This is a genomic window from Pseudomonas bubulae (assembly GCF_037023725.1).
GTDB classification, from domain to species: Bacteria; Pseudomonadota; Gammaproteobacteria; order Pseudomonadales; family Pseudomonadaceae; genus Aquipseudomonas; species Aquipseudomonas bubulae.
On record NZ_CP146077.1, the window covers coordinates 314,879 to 334,015 of the forward strand.

At 58.8% G+C, this 19,137-nt stretch carries 14 protein-coding genes and 1 pseudogene; all 15 read right to left on the reverse strand.

Annotated elements, in window-relative coordinates:
- Positions 1-6 precede the first annotated feature (6 nt).
- The 15 genes and pseudogenes from gspM to V6L81_RS01490 all read right to left on the reverse strand — a co-directional run bounded on the left by gspM (position 7) and on the right by V6L81_RS01490 (position 19,127).
- Positions 7-456: a type II secretion system protein GspM gene (gene gspM, locus V6L81_RS01420; RefSeq protein WP_095020166.1), complete on the reverse strand. Its 450-nt coding sequence runs from the start codon at positions 454-456 to the stop codon at positions 7-9.
- Positions 453-1,544 (reverse strand): type II secretion system protein GspL, encoded by a 1,092-nt coding sequence (gene gspL, locus V6L81_RS01425; protein WP_095023796.1) that lies wholly within the window; start codon positions 1,542-1,544, stop codon positions 453-455. Before gspL ends, gspM begins: the two co-directional genes overlap by 4 nt.
- Positions 1,541-2,398, reverse strand: coding sequence for a general secretion pathway protein GspK (locus tag V6L81_RS01430; RefSeq protein WP_095017720.1), 858 nt, complete (start codon positions 2,396-2,398; stop codon positions 1,541-1,543). Before V6L81_RS01430 ends, gspL begins: the two co-directional genes overlap by 4 nt.
- Positions 2,398-2,952: a type II secretion system protein GspJ gene (locus V6L81_RS01435; RefSeq protein ID WP_095017721.1), complete on the reverse strand. Its 555-nt coding sequence runs from the start codon at positions 2,950-2,952 to the stop codon at positions 2,398-2,400. The genes V6L81_RS01430 and V6L81_RS01435 overlap by 1 nt, the downstream gene beginning before the upstream one ends.
- Positions 2,945-3,313, reverse strand: coding sequence for a type II secretion system minor pseudopilin GspI (gene gspI / locus V6L81_RS01440; protein WP_095000861.1), 369 nt, complete (start codon positions 3,311-3,313; stop codon positions 2,945-2,947). The genes V6L81_RS01435 and gspI overlap by 8 nt, the downstream gene beginning before the upstream one ends.
- Positions 3,303-3,791 (reverse strand): type II secretion system minor pseudopilin GspH, encoded by a 489-nt coding sequence (gene gspH / locus V6L81_RS01445; protein WP_095000860.1) that lies wholly within the window; start codon positions 3,789-3,791, stop codon positions 3,303-3,305. Before gspH ends, gspI begins: the two co-directional genes overlap by 11 nt.
- 3 nt (positions 3,792-3,794) lie before the next feature.
- Positions 3,795-4,235, reverse strand: coding sequence for a type II secretion system major pseudopilin GspG (gene gspG / locus V6L81_RS01450; protein ID WP_095000859.1), 441 nt, complete (start codon positions 4,233-4,235; stop codon positions 3,795-3,797).
- A gap of 3 nt (positions 4,236-4,238) precedes the next feature.
- Positions 4,239-5,450 (reverse strand): type II secretion system inner membrane protein GspF, encoded by a 1,212-nt coding sequence (gspF, locus tag V6L81_RS01455; RefSeq protein ID WP_095000858.1) that lies wholly within the window; start codon positions 5,448-5,450, stop codon positions 4,239-4,241.
- A gap of 2 nt (positions 5,451-5,452) precedes the next feature.
- Positions 5,453-6,924: pseudogene (gene gspE, locus V6L81_RS01460) on the reverse strand (type II secretion system ATPase GspE).
- Positions 6,921-8,834 (reverse strand): type II secretion system secretin GspD, encoded by a 1,914-nt coding sequence (gspD, locus tag V6L81_RS01465; protein WP_095020163.1) that lies wholly within the window; start codon positions 8,832-8,834, stop codon positions 6,921-6,923. Before gspD ends, gspE begins: the two are co-directional and overlap by 4 nt.
- Before the next feature lie 9 nt (positions 8,835-8,843).
- Positions 8,844-9,371, reverse strand: a complete 528-nt coding sequence (locus V6L81_RS01470; RefSeq protein WP_095000855.1) for a type II secretion system protein N — start codon at positions 9,369-9,371, stop codon at positions 8,844-8,846.
- 654 nt (positions 9,372-10,025) lie between these two features.
- Entirely contained in the window at positions 10,026-11,093 is a 1,068-nt protein-coding gene (gene hemE, locus V6L81_RS01475) for a uroporphyrinogen decarboxylase (RefSeq protein ID WP_095000854.1), read from the reverse strand.
- Between the two features lie 229 nt (positions 11,094-11,322).
- Positions 11,323-12,741 (reverse strand): FAD-dependent oxidoreductase, encoded by a 1,419-nt coding sequence (locus tag V6L81_RS01480; protein WP_095000853.1) that lies wholly within the window; start codon positions 12,739-12,741, stop codon positions 11,323-11,325.
- 33 nt (positions 12,742-12,774) lie between these two features.
- A complete protein-coding gene (gene gltB / locus V6L81_RS01485) occupies positions 12,775-17,223 on the reverse strand; it encodes a glutamate synthase large subunit (RefSeq protein ID WP_338660435.1) in 4,449 nt (1,482 codons plus the stop codon).
- A gap of 332 nt (positions 17,224-17,555) precedes the next feature.
- Positions 17,556-19,127 carry an AAA family ATPase gene (locus V6L81_RS01490; protein ID WP_095017725.1) on the reverse strand — a complete coding sequence of 524 codons (1,572 nt, stop codon included), beginning with the start codon at positions 19,125-19,127 and terminating at the stop codon, positions 17,556-17,558.
- Positions 19,128-19,137: the final 10 nt, after the last annotated feature.

Here is a 19,137-nt window from a genome sequence, read left to right on the forward strand (position 1 = left end):
ACTACCTCAATTCGGGTTGTTGATCTGTAGCCGTGCCTGGAGGCTGGTACCACGTTTTTCCAGACTCAGGCTTTCGAAGCCTGCACCCTCCAGTTCAATACGATTGAGCCAGCCCAGCACCGCAACCGCATCCCCGTTCAGGGAGATGCGTACAACACCGCCATCCATTTCAAACTGCTCAACGCTCAACCCGGAGTCTGCGGCACTGTCGCTCAAACGCGAGACCAAGGGCTGTTCAGCACCCCTGGCAATGGATCCGGGGCGTGCCTGCCGGACTTCACCTTCGAGTGCCAGCTGCTTGAGGTACAGCGCCCGGGCCGCATCCAGACGTTGTTGAGCCGGTAACCACAGCCCGTAGACGCTGAACACAATCAGTAGAAATACCGCCAGCACACCGCACAACTGGCGGTCTCGAGGCGGCAGGTGCAACCAGCGCTCACGCACAAACGTCTTCATGATTCATCCCTGAGGGTCAGCATGGCCTGCACCCGACTGCCCTGCTGGCTCGCATTGCCCAGCGTAATCGGCAGTGCGCTTTGCACGCCTCGCTCGCGTAATTGCTCAAGCTGGGCAAAGCTGCCGACCGTGAGGTTCAATACCCAACCGATGCTTGCCCGCCACTCCATATGCTGCACTTCGACACTGCTGGCGCCAATCACCTGCTCGGTCAGTTGAAGCAACCGTGCCATATGCCCTCCTTGTGCACCCGTGGCGCGCTGCTGCATTGCCTTGAGTTGTGCGGACAGGTCCACAATACGGGTTTGCGCCGGGTACAGGGTTTTGAACCGCTCCTCGCTCATGACATAAATCCGCGCCGCTTCCCCCTCCAGAAAACTGCTGCGCAGGTGGGTAAACCCCAAGGCCAGCGTAAACATCAGCAGTGCCATTACCCTGAGTCGCCGCCACGGCCAACCCCGCACCTGACGCCGAAACTCACCTTGGAGCAAGTTGATTGCATCTTCCGGAAGTGCGTCCCAGTCAATTTTTCGCGCCGTCAATGCGGTGGGCAAACCGGATTTAACCAACTCCAGCCCCACCAGGGAGACGGCCAGCCGGAATTCAAGCGTCCCGCCAACCAACCAGCGCCCACACCACCATTGCATACATGCTTGATCGCGAGGCAACAGATCCGCATCCACCTGCGCGCTGACGATAGTCAAGCCGCGTTCATGGAGCTGGCACAGCAACGTTCTAAATCGCTGTTTGTGAGTGATCAGCAAGGGATAACGCTGCTGCGTATCCACCGGCCCGACGGCGAAGTGCAGTTCGTCCAGATCATCGGCCAGTTGATCTTCGACGGCAAAAACCAGGGCCTGTGCGGTGGGCCTACGCTTGCCCGGCCAGGGTTCGGTCAGCACCCAGCTGCACATTTCCATGGGCAGGACCAGTGCGACGCTCCGGCCTTTCAGCCCGGCTGCAGCTTCGCTCAATGAGGTTTCTGTCGGCGACTGAGCATCGTGCCAGACGAATACAGGGGCGTTGTCATAATCAATCTCGACACTGTGGGCAAAACCCTTGGCGGTGAGGTAAAGCCAGCTGTTCATACAAAGGGCTCGCGGTGTCGGGGAGCTAAAAGGCGTCGCTGCAACAAGTGCCATTCGCCGGTATGAGGATCGCGGACCACATCGCTTTCAAGCCGCAAGCGACTTTGCCCAAGGCGCACATCGGTGGTGATCCGAAACCAGCGACTGCTGATGCCCAGACCCGCAGCCTGAACACCCAACCCGATCAGCGCCGGGGTGAACGTGAAATCCTGAACACTGGCATAGCCTTGCAGCGGCCGGGTAGTTACCAGCGCGCGCGCCAGCTCAGGCGTCACGCCTTCCAGCGTTGCAAGGAGAGTGGCAGGCGCAGTGTTTATGTTCAGTACGGCATCCTTGCCCAACAGCACGATCCACGGCTGCATACGCATGTACCACTGGCTGTCGACACCGGGCAGCACACGCAACTGGCTGATATCACTCAAACTCTGGCCCTGCAGTACGCTGGCATCCAGCGGGGTCAATTCAAGCAGGGTTTGCAGGCGCATCCAGCGTTGCTCCATCACATCGCTGGCGGGACCTTTGGCCAATAAGGGGCTGATGTTGAATCGCCCGGCGAGGTCTTCAATTACCACGTCGATTTGTCCATCGTCGATGCGCAACTGTGGCTGGCTGCTGGCCCAGGCCTGGCCAGAAGCAACGGCGACCATGGGGTCGCGGATCAGGGTACGCAAGTGTTCACGGGCCCAGGTCTCGCCCGCAAATGCCAGGGTGCGCAGTTGCAACTGGTGGATCTGCTGGGCACTGCTGTTCAGGGCCAGACGATGGCTGCGCAACATGCCGGCGGTGATCAACAACGCCAGGCTCATCACCAGCAACACGGTGATCAGGGCGATCCCTCGCTGGTTGCGGCGCATCACGTGCCCCCCGTCAATAACAGCACACGGCGTACACCGTCGAAGCGACCCACCGACAGGTTTAACTCCAGGGCGTGCTGCGCAGTTTTGGGGGCAGAAGCACCTGCACTGTGCCAACCCGTCTTGCGATTGAACAACCGCCAGCGCACCTCGCGCACATCGCCAAGCAGTTTTTGTTGTTGCAGTTGCGCGCCCTCCTCCAGCCCGCGGCTAAAGCGCCAGAGCACACCATCCTTGAGCTGGTAACTGACATCCTGCACTTCACTGCGCGGCAGGCCCAACGGGTTGCGCCAGTTGACGCGGCGCACTTCGAGTTTATCGGGGTACAGCACGACACCCGGGCTTTGGGCTGAACTCTGGGCCTGCAAAACATCGCGTTCGATCATCGCCACCGCCCTCTGCAAGCTGCGCAGGGCCTGCTGTTGTGCCGTGCTGCTGCGCTCGACACGTACAACTGCGTCAAAGAGTCGCCAGCAGCCAAGACCCAGCAAGGCGAAAATGGCAATGGCAATCACCAGTTCGAGCAGGGTAAAGCCGGCCTGGGGCTTATTCATGGCTGAACGCCAGCCAGTGGGTCACAGACTGTACCGCATGCTCGCTGCCCGCCGGGCTGACACTCAACTCTACCCGCAGCAGGCCTGTACCGGGCTCGGCCGTGATGCGTCGACTCAGGCGCCAGTCACGCCGGGCATAGGTCACATTGAGGGTTTGTAGCCCCAAGGCCGGAGGAGCAGTTTGCAGCTGCATTTCATTGAGGTGGTTGTCCGCCAGCCATGCGCCCAACAACCTTGCCTCGACCCTCGCACTCTGGCCCAGCACATACTGGCAGGCAGACATGACCGCCGCCGCCAGGATGGCAAAGATGGCGAGCGCAATCATGACTTCCAGCAGGGTGAAACCTTTATCAGCCTTCATGGGATGCCTGCGCCACAACAACCAGCGCGTCGCCAAGGCCGTCGCTGACGATACTTCGCCAGCGCCGGGGCGGACTGTCGACGTGCAGACTGAAAGCGGTGTTTTCATCGCTGCTCAACCACATTAACTGCGGTGCTTCTGCCATAGGTATAAGGGGCTGCGAGCGCCCCTCCACAGTCAGGGCAAGGGCCAGTCCGTAAGGCAACTTCACCCGGGCATCAGCCGGCTTCCAGGCATCACGTTCAAAGCGCATCACCTGATAGGCCCCGGGCTCAAGCCGCAGGCCATATTCCCGGCCATCCAGAACCGCTTTCTCGCGTAAACCGTGCATAACGCCCAACAGGACATCGGCTTCCTGTCGAGCGTTGCGGCTGTTGTTGTCACCCAGACTGATACGCACCATTGAAGCGAGCACACCCACCAGCACAATGACCACCAGCAACTCGATCAGGGTAAAGCCCGACGCCCGCCTGCGCATGGCTCAGTAGCTCCAGTTGCCGATGTCTGCCGCGCTCCCTTCACCGCCGGGTACGCCGTCTGAACCCAAGGAAAACAGATCGTAATCTGTCGAACGGGTACCCGGGCTCAGGTATTGATAAGGCGTGCCCCACGGATCCAGTGGCAGCCGCTTGAGGTACCCCTGCGGGTTCCAGTTTTTTACCACCGGGCTGCCGGCCGGGTGCTTGCTCAAAGCCTCAAGGCCCTGCTGGGTCGAGGGGTAGCTGAAGGTGTCGAGGCGATACATTTCAAGGGCTGTGGCAATGGCCTGAATATCAGTGCGCGCAGCGGTCACCTTGGCCTGATCCGGGCGGTTCATAAACTGAGGCACGACAATGGCACCGAGCACACCAATGATGACTACCACAACCATGATTTCAATCAGGGTGAAGCCCCGTTGCTTGGGTTTTGAAGCACTGTTCATAGGTCAATTCACCAGTTGATTGAGGCCAAGAATCGGCAAGAGAATGGCCATGACGATCAGCAGCACCACGCCACCCATCAGCACCAGCATGATCGGTTCAAACAGGCTCACTACCAGGGCGATACGGGCGGCGAGGTTTTTTTCCTGTTGCTCGGCGGCCCGCGCCAGCATGCTGTCCAGCTCGCCGGCACGTTCGCCACTGGCAATCAGATGCAGCATCATGGGCGGGATATCACCACTGCGCTCCAGCCCTCGAGCCAGAGTGCCGCCTTCGCGGACTGAGCGGGCAACGTCGAGCATGCGTTGGCGTATGGCCAGGTTACTGATGACCGTGGCCGAAATTTCCAGGGCATCCACCAGTGGTACGGCACTTTTGCCCAGTATCGCCAGGGTGCTGGCGAACCGTGCTGCTTCCATTGCCCTCAGCACCCCGCCCACCAGCACAAGGTTGAGCAACAGCACATGCCAGCGCAGCTTCAGCCGCGGCTGACGCAGTGCCCAACGGGTCGCGCCGCAGGCAACCAGCAGCACGATAAAAAGCAACGCGCCATAACTGCGCAGACCATTGCTGATGGCGATCATGGCTTGTGTCAAAACAGGTAATGGCTGGCCACTGTTGATGAAGATCTTGACCACGTCGGGTACAACGTAGCCGAGCAGGAAACCGACAATCGAGAACGAAGCAACCAGCAAGATCAGGGGATAGACCAACGCCAGCTGGATTTTCTGGCGCGAGGCCTGACGGGCTTCGGTGTAGTCGGCCAATTGCTCCAGGACGAGCCCCAGGTGCCCGCTGCGCTCGCCTGCAGCGACCGTGGCCCGGAACAGTTCGGGGAAAGCGCGGGGGAACACCGCCAACGTGGTGGCCAAGGCATGACCTTCCAGCACCCGGCTGCGCACAGCCGCCAGTAAATGGCTAACCCGACGCTTTTCACTTTGAGCCGTGACGGCGCTCAAGGCTTCTTCGAGGGGCAGGCCGGCATGGATCAGAGTGGCCAATTGACGGGTGAGCAGCGCCAGATCCGTGCCCCCCAGACGGGTGCCGGACTGCGCATGGCTGTCCTTCTGCCGATTTTTTCTGGCCTCACCCAGATGGCTCAGGCGCAGGCCCCGCTCACGTAAAAGCTGGCGAGCATGGCGGGCACTGTCAGCCTCTTGAAGCCCCCGGCAATTGCGCCCGTTGGCGTCCTGCGCGCGATACTCAAAAGCAGGCATGCTCAGTCCTCCTGAGTGACACGCAGCAGTTCGTCGAGGCTGGTCTGACCGTCAAGCACCCGCCGTTGGCCATCTTGAAACAGCCCGCAGGATAACTTTCGCGCTTCGCGGATCAGTTCCGGCTCGCTGGCGCCCTGATGAATCATCCCGGCCAGGGCCGGGGTGATACTGACCAGTTCGTAGATACCGGTACGACCGCGATAACCTTGCCGGCAGTGTGTGCAGCCCCGAGCCCGGAACAGGATCGGCCAGGCCTCAGGGTCAAGGCCAAGCCGTGCCCTGGCGACCGGGTCGGCGGCGTACGGGGTTTTGCAGTCCACACACAGCGTGCGCAGCAGCCGCTGGGCCAATATGCCCACCAGAGAAGACGACAACAGATAGGCATCCACCCCCATGTCTACCAACCGGGTGACGGCGCCAATGGCGCTGTTGGTGTGCAGGGTCGACAGCACCAGATGCCCGGTCAACGAAGCTTGTACGGCGATTTCGGCGGTTTCATGGTCACGGATCTCACCGACCATGACCACGTCGGGGTCCTGACGCAGAATCGCCCGCAGACCTCGGGCAAACGTCATGTCAGCCTTGGTGTTGACCGGGGTCTGGCCGATGCCGGGAAGGTGATATTCCACCGGATCTTCGACAGTCAGAATATTACGGCTCTGGTGATTCAAATGGCTAAGCGCAGCATACAGGCTAGTGGTTTTGCCCGAGCCGGTCGGGCCCGTGACCAGAAAGATCCCATGGGGGCGCGCAAGAATGTGTTGAAACCGACTCAGGGTCTCGGCGGGCATGCCCAGGCACTGGAGATCCAGGCGCCCGGCCTGTTTATCCAGCAGACGCATGACTACCCGCTCACCGTGTGCAGAAGGCAGGGTAGAAACTCGCACATCGACTTCATGCCCGGCCAGACGCAAACTGATGCGGCCATCCTGGGGCACGCGTTTCTCGGCAATATCCAGGCGCGCCATCACCTTGATCCGTGATACCAGCAGACTGGCCAGTTCGCGTTTGGGCCTGAGCACTTCACGCAGTTGGCCATCAATGCGCATGCGCACGGACAGGTAGTGCTCAAAGGTTTCGAGGTGTACGTCCGAAGCCTTCTCACGCATGGCTTCTCGCAGCAGGGCATTGATCAGGCGAATGATCGGGGCATCGCCTCCTGCTCCAGCAGATCTGCGGTTTGCGGTACTTGCTCGGCCAGGCTCATCAGGTCGAGTTCGTCGTCCAGCCCTTGGGCTACTTGCTCGGCCGCGCTTTGGCCAGCGCTATAGGTGCTGGCCAGCCGCTCGCTGAATTGTGCATCGGTGAGTGTGCTGACCTTTAATTCAGCCGTTGCCCAGCGCTGTGCTTCGGCCAACGCGGTCAATGGTGTGTCGGCACGAAGCAACAGGGTGGCAGGCGTGGATGAGGTGTCCAGCAGCACCCCGAAACGCCGGGCAAAGCCGAAAGGCAAACGCTCACCTGGCGATGTCATGGTCGACCTGCTTCAGGTGGGCGACGGTTATCTTGCGTAGGGGTATCGAACATTTGATGTGCATTGTCGGGCAACAACCGCGAGCTTTTGCCCTTGGGACCGCTCTCATCGAGCTTGCGCAAAGCGTTGTAACGGCTTTCGCTGATTTCACGCAGATCATTCTTGCTGCGCACAATGGTCGGACGCAAAAAAACCATCAGGTTGGTTTTGGTACGGGTGTCTTTGTTCCAGCGAAACAGGGCGCCCAGGTACGGAATGTCTTTAAGTAAAGGAACGCCACTGACCTGGGTTCGCACGCTGTCCTTGATCAGCCCGCCAATCACGATGATTTCCCCGTCTTCGGCCAGGATGGTGCTTTTCAAGGCGCGTTTATTGGTGATCAGATCGGTTGACTCGACACCCTGCAGTGAAGGGGCTATCTCGGAGTTTTCCTGTGCAACTTCCAGACGCATCAAGCTGCCTTCATTGATATGCGGCTTGACCTTTAGGCTGATGCCGATGTCCTGACGCGTCACCGTGGTAAAGGGGTTTTTGGCGTTTTCACCAGAGCCTGTATAGGAGCCAGTTTTGAGCGGCACGTTTTGGCCCACCAGGATCTCGGCTTCCTGATTGTCCAGGGTCAGAAGGCTCGGCGTGGACAACACATTGTTGTTGGTATCGCTGGCCAACGCTGAAACCAGGACGTTGAAACGGTCGTTGCCAACCTGCAGCACGGCACCTTCTGGAAGTTTGATATTACTTTGGGACAACGCACCAATTTGAATTCCGGTGCCCGGGAAGGTAATACCGCCTCTGCCTCTGCCTGCGTTGACACCCCATTGCACGCCGAGGGTTTTCGCAATATCCCCGGAAACTTCAACAATAGCGGCATGGATCAACACTTGTGAGCGCGGCTGATCCAGTTCGCGCACGATATTTTCCAGGGTACGAACCTGCGCAGGCTCAGCCATGATCACCAGTGCGTTCTGGCTTTCATCTGCCGCTACCATCACTTCGCGGGTTGATGCTTTCTGGGTACTGCTCTCCAGGGCCATGTCCTTTTTCAAACCCGGGCTTACTGATTCCAGTACTGCGGCCAATTGCTTGGCATCGCCATAGCGAAGACGCAGCACCCGTGAGTTTTCCTGCTTGATGCTGCCCGGAGCATCGAGAGAGCGGGCCAGTGCACTCAAGCGCTTGCGCGCTGTTTCGTTGCCAATGATTACCACGCGATTGGTCGATGTGTCGGCGATCACTCGACTGTTCGAACCCGCATCCTTTTTGTCCAGCGCTTGCTCCATGATCCTGGCAATGTCGCTGGCCAGACCATGTTTGAGCACAACCACCGAATGGCCGGAACGCGCACCTGAATCCAGCTGGCGAACCATTTCGACAAGGCGCTGCGTATTGGCTGCAGTGTCGGTAATGATCAGCGCGTTGGCCGAAGCAGAAGGCCCGACGTAACCACTGCTAGACACCAGTGGTCGCAACAGGCCAGCCAGATCGGCCGCGACGCTGCCATTCAGTTCGATGACCCGTGTGACAAAGGCCTCTGCCTCAACCGCTTTCGCATCAGCGCTGCCAGCCCGTGCTTTTGCCTCGGCGGCAGGGATGATCAGTAAACGATCACCTTGGTCAATCACCGAGAAGCCGTGGGCATCGAGCACAGAGTAAAACAAGCGACGTACGCCTTCGCGGTCCAGCTCTTTTTCGGAAATAACCGTGACCCGGCCCTGAACCCTGGGATCAAGAACCACGGTGGCGCCGAGTATCGATGATATTTCCTGCACGACGTCGCGCAGTTCGGCCTCTTTCATCGCCAGTTTCCAGTACTGCTTCTGGGCCCACGCCGGAGATTGCAACAGCAACCCTGCGCACAGCACACAACAGGTAAAAAGAGGGCCGAAAACGAAGGCACCGGGCTTGGTCATGGGCATTTTCTAAAGTTTCCCGGTCGATGGCCGCAGGTAAAAAGTGGTCTCCTGCGAGGTCGTAGCTGGAGCAGTGGATAAGGGCAATACATACTGGTTTGGCGGTTTAAGGGTCAGGTACTCTTCACGCCCATTGCGCCATAGCACCACATGGTCCATCTCGATACGGCGCAGGACACTGCCACCCGGCAAAGGCTCACCTTCCGAGTAGAAACGTGCCGACTGTGCATCGGCCAACAAGGCTTGAGAGGAGCCCTGGCTCGCAACAAAGCTCGCACGCAACTGCAATGGCTCAGCACTCGGTACCCGACGGTCTTGAGTGACAAGCCCGAATAACGTGGCGATCGCTTCAGGCTTGAAAAGCCCGGGAGCCGGAGGATCTGAAACATTCAAGGGTGCGAGTTCCGATTGCATATGGATAGAGTGGCGATACCCTTGTTCTTGCCACACCAAATAACTGCCATAGACCAAGATCAATGCCAGCGACGCCCATACAGATGAAAAGCAGTGTTTGAGTACTTGAATCGAACTGTTCATGACTGTCTCATGACTGAATTGCTCTACCCTGATAAAAAACACCGCTGCGTCAGATGGCAAGTGGATAACTATCAACCTGCACACACATCAACACGCAAATCCCCCTCTAAAAAACAGGCTTAAGCTAAACAGTACCGAACAACTTCACTCCAAAACCCGGCGCCCCCTTACTTAAACAGTCAGGAGCTATCATTGCGACTTGTTTCTAGACCAAGGTAACTTTCCAGCAAGAGCCACACCCGGATCACAATGAGTGGTCTACGGAGCGTATTGCAAGCAGCAGTCCGAATGTAGGGCGGTTATCACTAATACACCCTCAAACTGCGAGCGCTTGAAAGTGCAACAACCAAGAACTCACCCTGGTACATTTATTATTAAAAAACCCAAAAACAACCTTACCCTGAATAACAGAACGTTGTGCGCAGAATGCAAGCCCGATAACACTAATCAGCCTTTTATAACACCAACCTTATTTATACAAAGGCGAAGGCTAATTTTCACTGGCATGAACAATTATTAATGTAAGGCCAGCCCTCTTGAATCTGTAGGTTTTGTCTCTAACTCCCCTACATTTAGTGTCGGCAGTCATACTAATGACTACGCAATAAATGAAAATACCCCGACATGTCGGGGCATTTTTTAATCTGCTGGAGCTTACTGGTGATATTGACCGGAGAACTCATGCACCGCACTGATAAACGCACCGGCGTGCTCGGGTTTTACTTCCGGGGTAATACCATGGCCCAGGTTGAACACATGGCCCGAGCCGTTGCCGTAGCTGGCCAGGATGCGCTTGACTTCGGTGCGGATGGCCTCCGGGTTGGCGTACAGCACGGTCGGGTCCATGTTGCCTTGCAGGGCAACCTTGTTGCCGACACGACGGCGGGCTTCGCCCAGGTCACAGGTCCAGTCCAGGCCCAGTGCGTCGGCACCAGCATCGGCGATGCTTTCCAGCCACAGGCCACCGTTTTTGGTGAACAGAATGACCGGCACCTTGCGACCTTCGTGTTCGCGGATCAGGCCGCTGACGATTTTGCGCATATAGGCCAGGGAGAACTCCTGATAGGCCGCAGCCGACAGGTTACCGCCCCAGGTGTCGAAGATCTGCACCGCCTGCGCGCCCGCCAGGATCTGGCCGTTGAGGTAAGACGTAACCGACTGCGCCAGCTTGTCGAGCAGCAAGTGCATGGCTTGCGGGGTGTCGTAGAGCATGGCCTTGGTTTTACGGAAGTCCTTGGAGGAGCCGCCTTCAACCATATAAGTGGCCAGCGTCCACGGGCTGCCGGAGAAGCCAATCAATGGCACACGGCCATTGAGCTCTTTGCGAATGGTGCTGACGGCGTTCATCACGTAGCCGAGGTCTTTTTGCGGATCCGGGATGGGCAGCGCTTCGATGTCGGCCAGGGTGCTGACAACCTTTTTGAAGCGCGGGCCTTCACCCGTTTCAAAGTACAGGCCTTGGCCCATGGCATCGGGGATGGTCAGGATGTCAGAAAACAGGATGGCCGCATCCAGCTGCGGGAAGCGGTCCAGAGGCTGCATGGTGACTTCACAGGCGAATTCGGCGTTCTTGCACAGGCTCATGAAATCGCCGGCCTTGGCGCGGCTGGCGCGGTACTCCGGCAGGTAGCGACCGGCCTGACGCATCATCCAGACAGGCGTTACGTCTACAGGTTGCTTGAGCAAAGCGCGAAGGAAACGGTCATTCTTGAGAACAGTCATGTCAGCATCCGGAAAAAAAGTGGGGGCATTTTCTCAGAGACGGACGCAAAAGGCACGGCAAGTGCCGTGCCTTTTATCTATCGGGTCGATTTGCCGCGGTGGAACGTGCTATTTGGCAACACCGCGAAACAACTGTGGGAGCCGGCTTGCTCGCGATACAGACAACTCGATTGATCAGCAGACCGAGTTGATCCCATCGCGGGCAAGCCCGCCCCCACAGGGAATCGGGTTACACGCCCAGGTAATCCATGATCCCTTCAGCCGCAGTACGGCCTTCGAAGATCGCGGTCACTACCAGGTCGGAACCACGCACCATGTCACCACCGGCAAAAATCTTCGGATGGCTGGTCTGATGCTTGAACTGCGACTGCTCTGGCGCAATCACGCGGCCCTGGCTGTCGGTCTGGATCTCGAACTGCTCGAACCACGAGGCCGGGCTCGGACGGAAACCAAAGGCGATAATCACGGCGTCTGCCGGAATGATCTCTTCAGAACCCGGGATCGGCTCCGGGCTACGACGGCCACGGGCATCCGGCTCGCCGAGACGGGTCTCGACCACCTTCACGCCTTCCACTTTGCCTTCACCGACAATGGCGATCGGCTGACGGTTGTAGAGGAACTTAACGCCTTCTTCCTTGGCGTTCTTCACCTCTTTGCGCGAGCCCGGCATGTTGGCTTCGTCACGACGATAGGCACAGGTTACTGATTTGGCGCCCTGGCGAATCGAAGTCCGGTTGCAGTCCATGGCCGTATCGCCGCCACCGAGCACCACAATCTTTTTGCCTTTCATGTCGACGAAATCTTCCGGCGACTTTTCAAAGCCCAGGTTGCGGTTGACGTTGGCAATCAGGAAGTCCAGCGCATCGTGCACGCCCGGCAGATCTTCACCGGCAAAACCACCTTTCATATAGGTGTAAGTGCCCATGCCCATAAACACGGCGTCGTACTCGGCCAGCAACTGCTCCATGCTGATGTCCTTGCCGATTTCGGTATTGAGACGGAACTCGATACCCATACCGGTAAACACTTCGCGGCGATGGCTCAGTACGGTTTTTTCCAGCTTGAACTCGGGGATGCCGAAGGTCAGCAGACCACCGATTTCCGGGTTCTTGTCGAACACCACCGGGGTCACTCCGCCACGCACCAGCACGTCGGCACAGCCCAGGCCTGCAGGCCCGGCACCGATAATGGCGACACGCTTGCCGGTGGGCACGACCTTGGACATGTCCGGGCGCCAGCCCATGGCGAATGCCGTATCGGTGATGTATTTCTCCACCGAACCAATGGTCACCGCGCCAAAACCGTCGTTGAGGGTGCAGGCGCCCTCGCACAGACGGTCTTGCGGGCACACCCGCCCGCACACTTCGGGCAGGGTGTTGGTCTGGTGCGACAACTCGGCGGCGGCGAGGATATTGCCCTCGGCCACCAGCTTGAGCCAGTTGGGAATGAAGTTATGCACAGGGCATTTCCATTCACAGTACGGGTTGCCGCAGCCCAGGCAGCGGTGGGCCTGTTCGGCCGACTGCTGGGGTTTAAAAGGCTCGTAGATTTCCACGAACTCTTTCTTGCGTTGACGTAACAGTTTCTTCTTCGGATCTTTGCGCCCGACATCGATGAACTGGAAGTCGTTACTCAGACGTTCAGCCATGGTTAAAACCTCATCAAACTTTTCAGGCGCATATCACTGCGGGTTGGCACGGATGCTGGAAAGCAACGATTTCAAGCTGGCAGCCTTGGGCTTGACCATCCAGAAACGACGCAGGTAATCATCGAGGTTTTCCGAGAGGTTGCGACCCCACTCGCTGTTGGTTTCCTCAACGTATTCGTCCAGCACGTGTTGCAGGTGATTACGGTAGGCCTCCATCGCTTCGCCACTGATCCGCTGGATTTCCACCAGCTCGTGGTTAACCTTGTCGACGAAGGTGTTGTCCTGATCCAGCACGTAGGCGAAACCGCCGGTCATGCCCGAGCCGAAGTTGTAACCGGTTTTACCCAGCACACAGACAAAACCGCCAGTCATGTATTCGCAGCAGTGATCGCCTGTGCCTTCCACCACGGTGTGGGCACCGGAGTTGCGCACCGCGAAACGCTCGCCCGCCGTGCCCGCTGCAAACAGCTTGCCGCCGGTGGCGCCGTACAGGCAGGTATTGCCGACAATCGCGCTGTCCTGAGTTTTGTAGACGCTGCCTGCAGGCGGGACTATCACCAGCTTGCCGCCGGTCATGCCTTTACCTACGTAGTCGTTGGCATCGCCTTGCAGGTACATGTGCAAGCCACCGGCGTTCCACACACCAAAGCTCTGACCGGCAGTGCCTTTGAAGCGGAAGGTGATCGGTGCCTTGGCCATGCCCTGGTTGCCGTGAGTACGGGCGATTTCACCCGAGATACGCGCACCGATGGAGCGATCGCAGTTGCAGATGTCGAGGTCGAACTCGGCGCCGCTCATGTCGTTGATCGCCGAACGCGCCATGTCGAGCATCTGCTCGGCCAGCAGGCCCTTGTCGAACGGAGGGTTGCGGTCTACCTGGCAGAATTGCGGCTTGTCGGCCGGGATATGGTCGCTGCCCAGCAATGGCGTGAGGTCCAGGTTGTGCTGTTTGGCAGTCTCGCCCTGGAGGATTTCCAGCAGGTCGGTACGCCCGATCAACTCTTCCAGGGTGCGCACACCCAGCTTGGCCAGCCACTCGCGGGTTTCTTCGGCCACATAGGTGAAGAAGTTGACCACCATATCGACGGTGCCGATGTAATGGTTTTTACGCAGCGATTCGTTTTGCGTCGCAACGCCGGTCGCGCAGTTGTTGAGGTGGCAAATACGCAGGTATTTACAGCCCAGGGCGATCATCGGTGCGGTGCCGAAGCCGAAGCTTTCAGCGCCCAGAATTGCTGCCTTGATCACGTCGAGACCGGTTTTCAGGCCACCATCGGTTTGTACCCGCACTTTACCGCGCAGGTCATTGCCGCGCAGGGTCTGGTGGGTTTCGGCCAAACCGAGCTCCCACGGTGCGCCCGCGTACTTGATGGAGGTCAGCGGTGAAGCGCCGGTGCCGCCGTCATAACCGGAGATGGTAATCAAGTCGGCATAGGCCTTGGCCACGCCAGCGGCGATGGTACCTACGCCCGCTTCAGCTACCAGTTTCACCGACACCAGTGCTTTCGGGTTGACTTGTTTCAAGTCAAAGATCAGCTGCGACAAGTCCTCAATGGAGTAGATGTCGTGGTGCGGCGGTGGCGAAATCAGGGTCACACCCGGTACGGCGTAGCGCAGTTTGGCGATCAGGCCGTTGACCTTGCCGCCCGGCAGTTGCCCGCCCTCGCCCGGCTTGGCGCCTTGAGCAACCTTGATTTGCAGCACTTCAGCGTTGACCAGGTATTCCGGTGTCACACCGAAACGACCAGTGGCCACTTGCTTGATCTTCGAACTCTTGATGGTGCCGTAACGCGCCGGGTCTTCGCCGCCTTCACCGGAGTTGGAGCGTGCGCCCAAGCGGTTCATGGCTTCAGCCAGGGCTTCGTGAGCCTCTGGCGACAAGGCGCCCAGGGAAATACCGGCTGAGTCGAAACGCTTGAGGATCGAGTCCAGCGGTTCGATATCGTCGATCGACAGCGGGGTATCGAGGGTCTTGACCTTGAACAGATCGCGGATCATAGACACTGGACGCTGGTCGACCAGTGCGGTGTATTCCTTGAATTTGCTGTAGTCGCCCTGCTGCACGGCGGCTTGCAGAGTGGCCACCACGTCAGGGTTGTAGGCATGGTATTCACCACCATGCACGTACTTGAGCAGGCCGCCTTGCTGGATGGGCTTGCGCGCACTCCAGGCCTCGGCTGCCAGCAGCTTTTGCTCGGCTTCAAGGTCGACGAAACGTGCGCCCTTGATGCGGCTTGGCACGCCACGGAAGCTCAGTTCGCAAATTTCTTCGGACAGGCCGATGGCTTCGAACAGCTGCGCACCACGGTACGAAGCGATGGTCGATATGCCCATTTTCGAGAGGATCTTGAGCAGACCTTTGGTGATGCCTTTGCGGTAGTTCTTGAACACCTCATAGAGGTCGCCCAGTACTTCACCGGTGCGGATCAGGTCGCCCAGCACTTCGTAGGCCAGGAACGGATAGACCGCCGAGGCACCGAAGCCGATCAGCACCGCAAAGTGATGCGGGTCACGGGCAGTAGCGGTTTCAACCAGAATGTTGCTGTCGCAACGCAGGCCTTTTTCGGTCAGGCGGTGATGCACGGCGCCCACAGCCAAAGAGGCGTGAACCGGCAACTTGCCCGGTGCGATATGACGGTCGCTCAGAACGATCTGGGTGCGACCGGCGCGCGCTGCTTCTTCGGCCTGATCGGCGATATTGCGCACAGCCGCTTCAAGACCGACGCTTTCGTCGTAGTTAAGGTCAATGATCTGACGCTCAAAGCCCGGCAGGTCGAGGTTCATCAGCGAGCGCCATTTTGCAGGCGAGATCACGGGCGAACTGAGAATCACACGGGAAGCGTGCTCAGGGGATTCCTGGAAGATGTTGCGCTCGGCACCGAGGCAGATTTCCAGCGACATGACGATGGCTTCACGCAGCGGGTCGATCGGCGGGTTGGTGACCTGCGCAAACTGCTGGCGGAAGTAATCGTAAGGTGTTCGCACACGCTGGGACAGCACGGCCATTGGCGTGTCGTCCCCCATCGAACCTACCGCTTCGTAGCCTTGCTCGCCCAACGGACGCAGCACCTGGTCGCGCTCTTCGAACGTGACCTGATACATCTTCATGTATTGCTTGAGCTGATCGACGTCGTAAAACGCCGAACCGTGGTCGTTGTCTTCCATGGTCGCCTGAATGCGCAGGGCATTCTTGCGCAGCCATTGCTTGTACGGGTGGCGCGACTTGAGGCGGTTGTCGATCGAGTCAGTGTCCAGCACCTGACCGGTTTCGGTGTCCACGGCCAGGATCTGGCCAGGGCCGACACGGCCTTTGGCGATCACGTCTTCCGGCTTGTAGTCCCATACGCCGATTTCCGAGGCAATGGTGATATAGCCGTTGGTGGTGGTCACCCAGCGCGCAGGGCGCAGGCCGTTACGGTCAAGCAGGCAGACCGCGTAGCGACCGTCGGTCATTACCACGCCGGCGGGGCCGTCCCACGGTTCCATGTGCATGGAGTTGTACTCATAGAACGCCCGCAGGTCGGGGTCCATGGTTTCAACGTTCTGCCACGCCGGTGGAATCAGCATGCGTACGCCACGGAACAGGTCGATACCGCCGGTGACCATCAGCTCCAGCATATTGTCCATGCTGGAGGAGTCCGAACCCACGCGGTTGACCAGCGGGCCGAGTTCGTCGAGGTCACCGATCAGATCGTTGGCAAACTTGGTGCGACGGGCCTGGGCCCAGTTGCGGTTACCGGTGATGGTGTTGATTTCGCCGTTGTGGGCGAGAAAGCGGAATGGCTGAGCCAGCGGCCATTTCGGCAGGGTATTGGTGGAGAAGCGCTGATGGAACACGCAGATCGCGGTTTGCAGGCGCTCATCGCTCAGGTCCGGATAGAAGGCGGTGAGGTCCGCCGGCATCATCAGGCCTTTATAAATGATGGTCTTGTGGGAAAAGCTGCAGATGTAGTGATCGCTGTCTGCCGCGTTGGACACCGAGGAACGGCGACGGGCACTGAACAGTTTGATGGCCATATCCTGATCGCTCAGGCCGTCCCCACCAATAAACACTTGCTCGATCTGCGGCAGACGCTCCAGCGCCAGACGACCCAGAACGCTGGTATCGATGGGCACTTTGCGCCAGCCCACCAGTTGCAGGCCAGCGGCAAGGATCTCGCGATTCATGTTGTCGCGGGCCGCCTCGGCCTTGATCGGATCCTGGTTGAAAAACACCATGCCGACCGCGTATTGCTTGGGCAAATCGGCACCGAACTGCTCCTTGGCGGTTGCACGCAGGAACAGGTCAGGCTTTTGAATCAGCAGGCCACAACCGTCACCGGTCTTGCCGTCTGCGTTGATCCCACCGCGGTGGGTCATGCAGGTCAGGGCTTCAATGGCGGTTTGCAGAAGGGTATGACTGGGTTCGCCCTGCATATGGGCAATCAGGCCGAAACCACAGTTATCCTTGAATTCATCGGGGTGGTACAGACCTGCTTTCATAGACACTTTCTCACCAGGCTGCCCTTAAAAAGGGCAAATTTCTTTTAATTCAACCACTTGCTTCCCGCGCTGAACGTACGCCAGCTTGGCAGGGGCAAAAGGGTGGTCATTCTACACACCGTCACAAAGACCCACAAATTAAGCGGCGTTATACCGTAAATTCATGTCGCATTTATGAAAGGTTTAAAGCGATTGCTCGTGCTAGTCAAAACATTTTTGATGTTGACTGCTACACGGCGCAGACACCACAAGGCACACGGCTGTTAAGGCCGCATGCACAAGCAGGATTTTTGATGGACTAGAACGGCGACCTGGGTAAGGTCGCCGGATCATCAGCGAGCTGCAGCCAGCTCTTTTTGGACGCTGGCGACAGTGCGAGGCCAAGGTTTACCAGCCTGCGTCTTCGCTGGCAAGTTCTTGATTGCTGCAGTTGCTGCAGCATGGCTTGGGAAGTTGCCATAGGTGACGACGTACAGCGGCTTGCCATTCAAGGTTTTCTTGAAGTAACGAGCATCACCGCCCAGTTCTTTGGCGACATTTTGCGCAGACGCTTCAGAGCTGGTGCCGACGATCTGCACCACATAGTTATTGGCAGGCTGGCTGGCGTACCAGCTACCGCCTGGTGCGGCCTTAGCCAGGCTAACCGGCTTCTCGGCCGGTTTGACCACTGGTTTGGCTGCCGGGGCCGGGGCAGGCTTGGCCACTGGCGCAGGCTTGGCCGTGGCCACGGTAGGTGCCGGTGCTGGTGCCGGGCGTGGCGTGGCTACGGGCGCAGGGCCCGCTGGCACGCCAACCGGTGGCGCGGTGGTGGTGACGGTCGGTGGCGAAGCAACGCCGCCGTCGACCGCAGGCACACCGCCATCGTCGCCCTCGGAGATACCACCGGCCGCTTCAGCCAGCGGACCACGCATCACCGGCTGAGACTGCCCCACCAACGGCAACGGCATCGGCTGCGAAGAACCGGCGAAATCCACCGACGGCTTGGCCCCGCCATTGGGTGTGGCCTGCCCCAGCTGTGTCTGTTCGGCATCCGGCGCAACAGGCGCCTTGCCACGGCCCGGAATCAAAACGGCAGCAGCGACAGCCACTACCACTACTGCACCAATGGCCAATACGTGTTTCTTCGGCATCTTGAACCCCATACTTGGACGCTTGACCGCTGAGCGGCTGGCAATCATGGCTTCGATCATTGCATCACGGGCGACCTGGTTGATAATCCCGGGCCAGCCTTCAGAGCTCTCGTGTATATCTGAGATCTGCTGAGCGCTAAAGAGTTCGATCCCGCGCCCGGCACCTTCAAGGCGCTGGGCCAGATATTCGCGGGTTTCTTCGAGGTCATAGGGCTGCAGGTCGACCACATGGAAGCGTTCTTCATCAGCGCTCAGCTCCTCAAGACCGGCAATCATCGACGGCTCACCGAACAAGAACACGTGCGGACGCCCCTCTGGCGTACCCGCAGCCAGCGCCAGCAAGGCTTGCAGCGCAGACTCATCGAGCTGTTCGGCATCATCGACCAGCAGGTAGACCTCTTGCCCCGTAAGCGCCAGTTGCACCACTTGCGCCAGAATGGAGCCCACGTCAGGGCGCGCCACATTCAGGGTTTGCGCCACTTGCTGCAGGATACCGGCGGCATTGCCGGCCCCACGCGCCGAGACCACGACACTTTGCACCGACTGCTTGTTGGTACTCGCCACCAACGCCTGGCGCAGCAAGGTTTTGCCGCTGCCCTCAGGCCCGGTGACCACCAGCAGCAACTGGCTGTAGCGGGCAAGGTGATGCAACTGCCCCAGAACCGGCTTGCGCTGGGCCGGGAAAAACTTGAAGCCCGGAACCCGCGGTGCAAAGGGGTCGTGGGTGAGCTGGAAGTGACCGAGGAACGCCTCGTCGGCATGCAAACTAGTCATCGGGATCTTA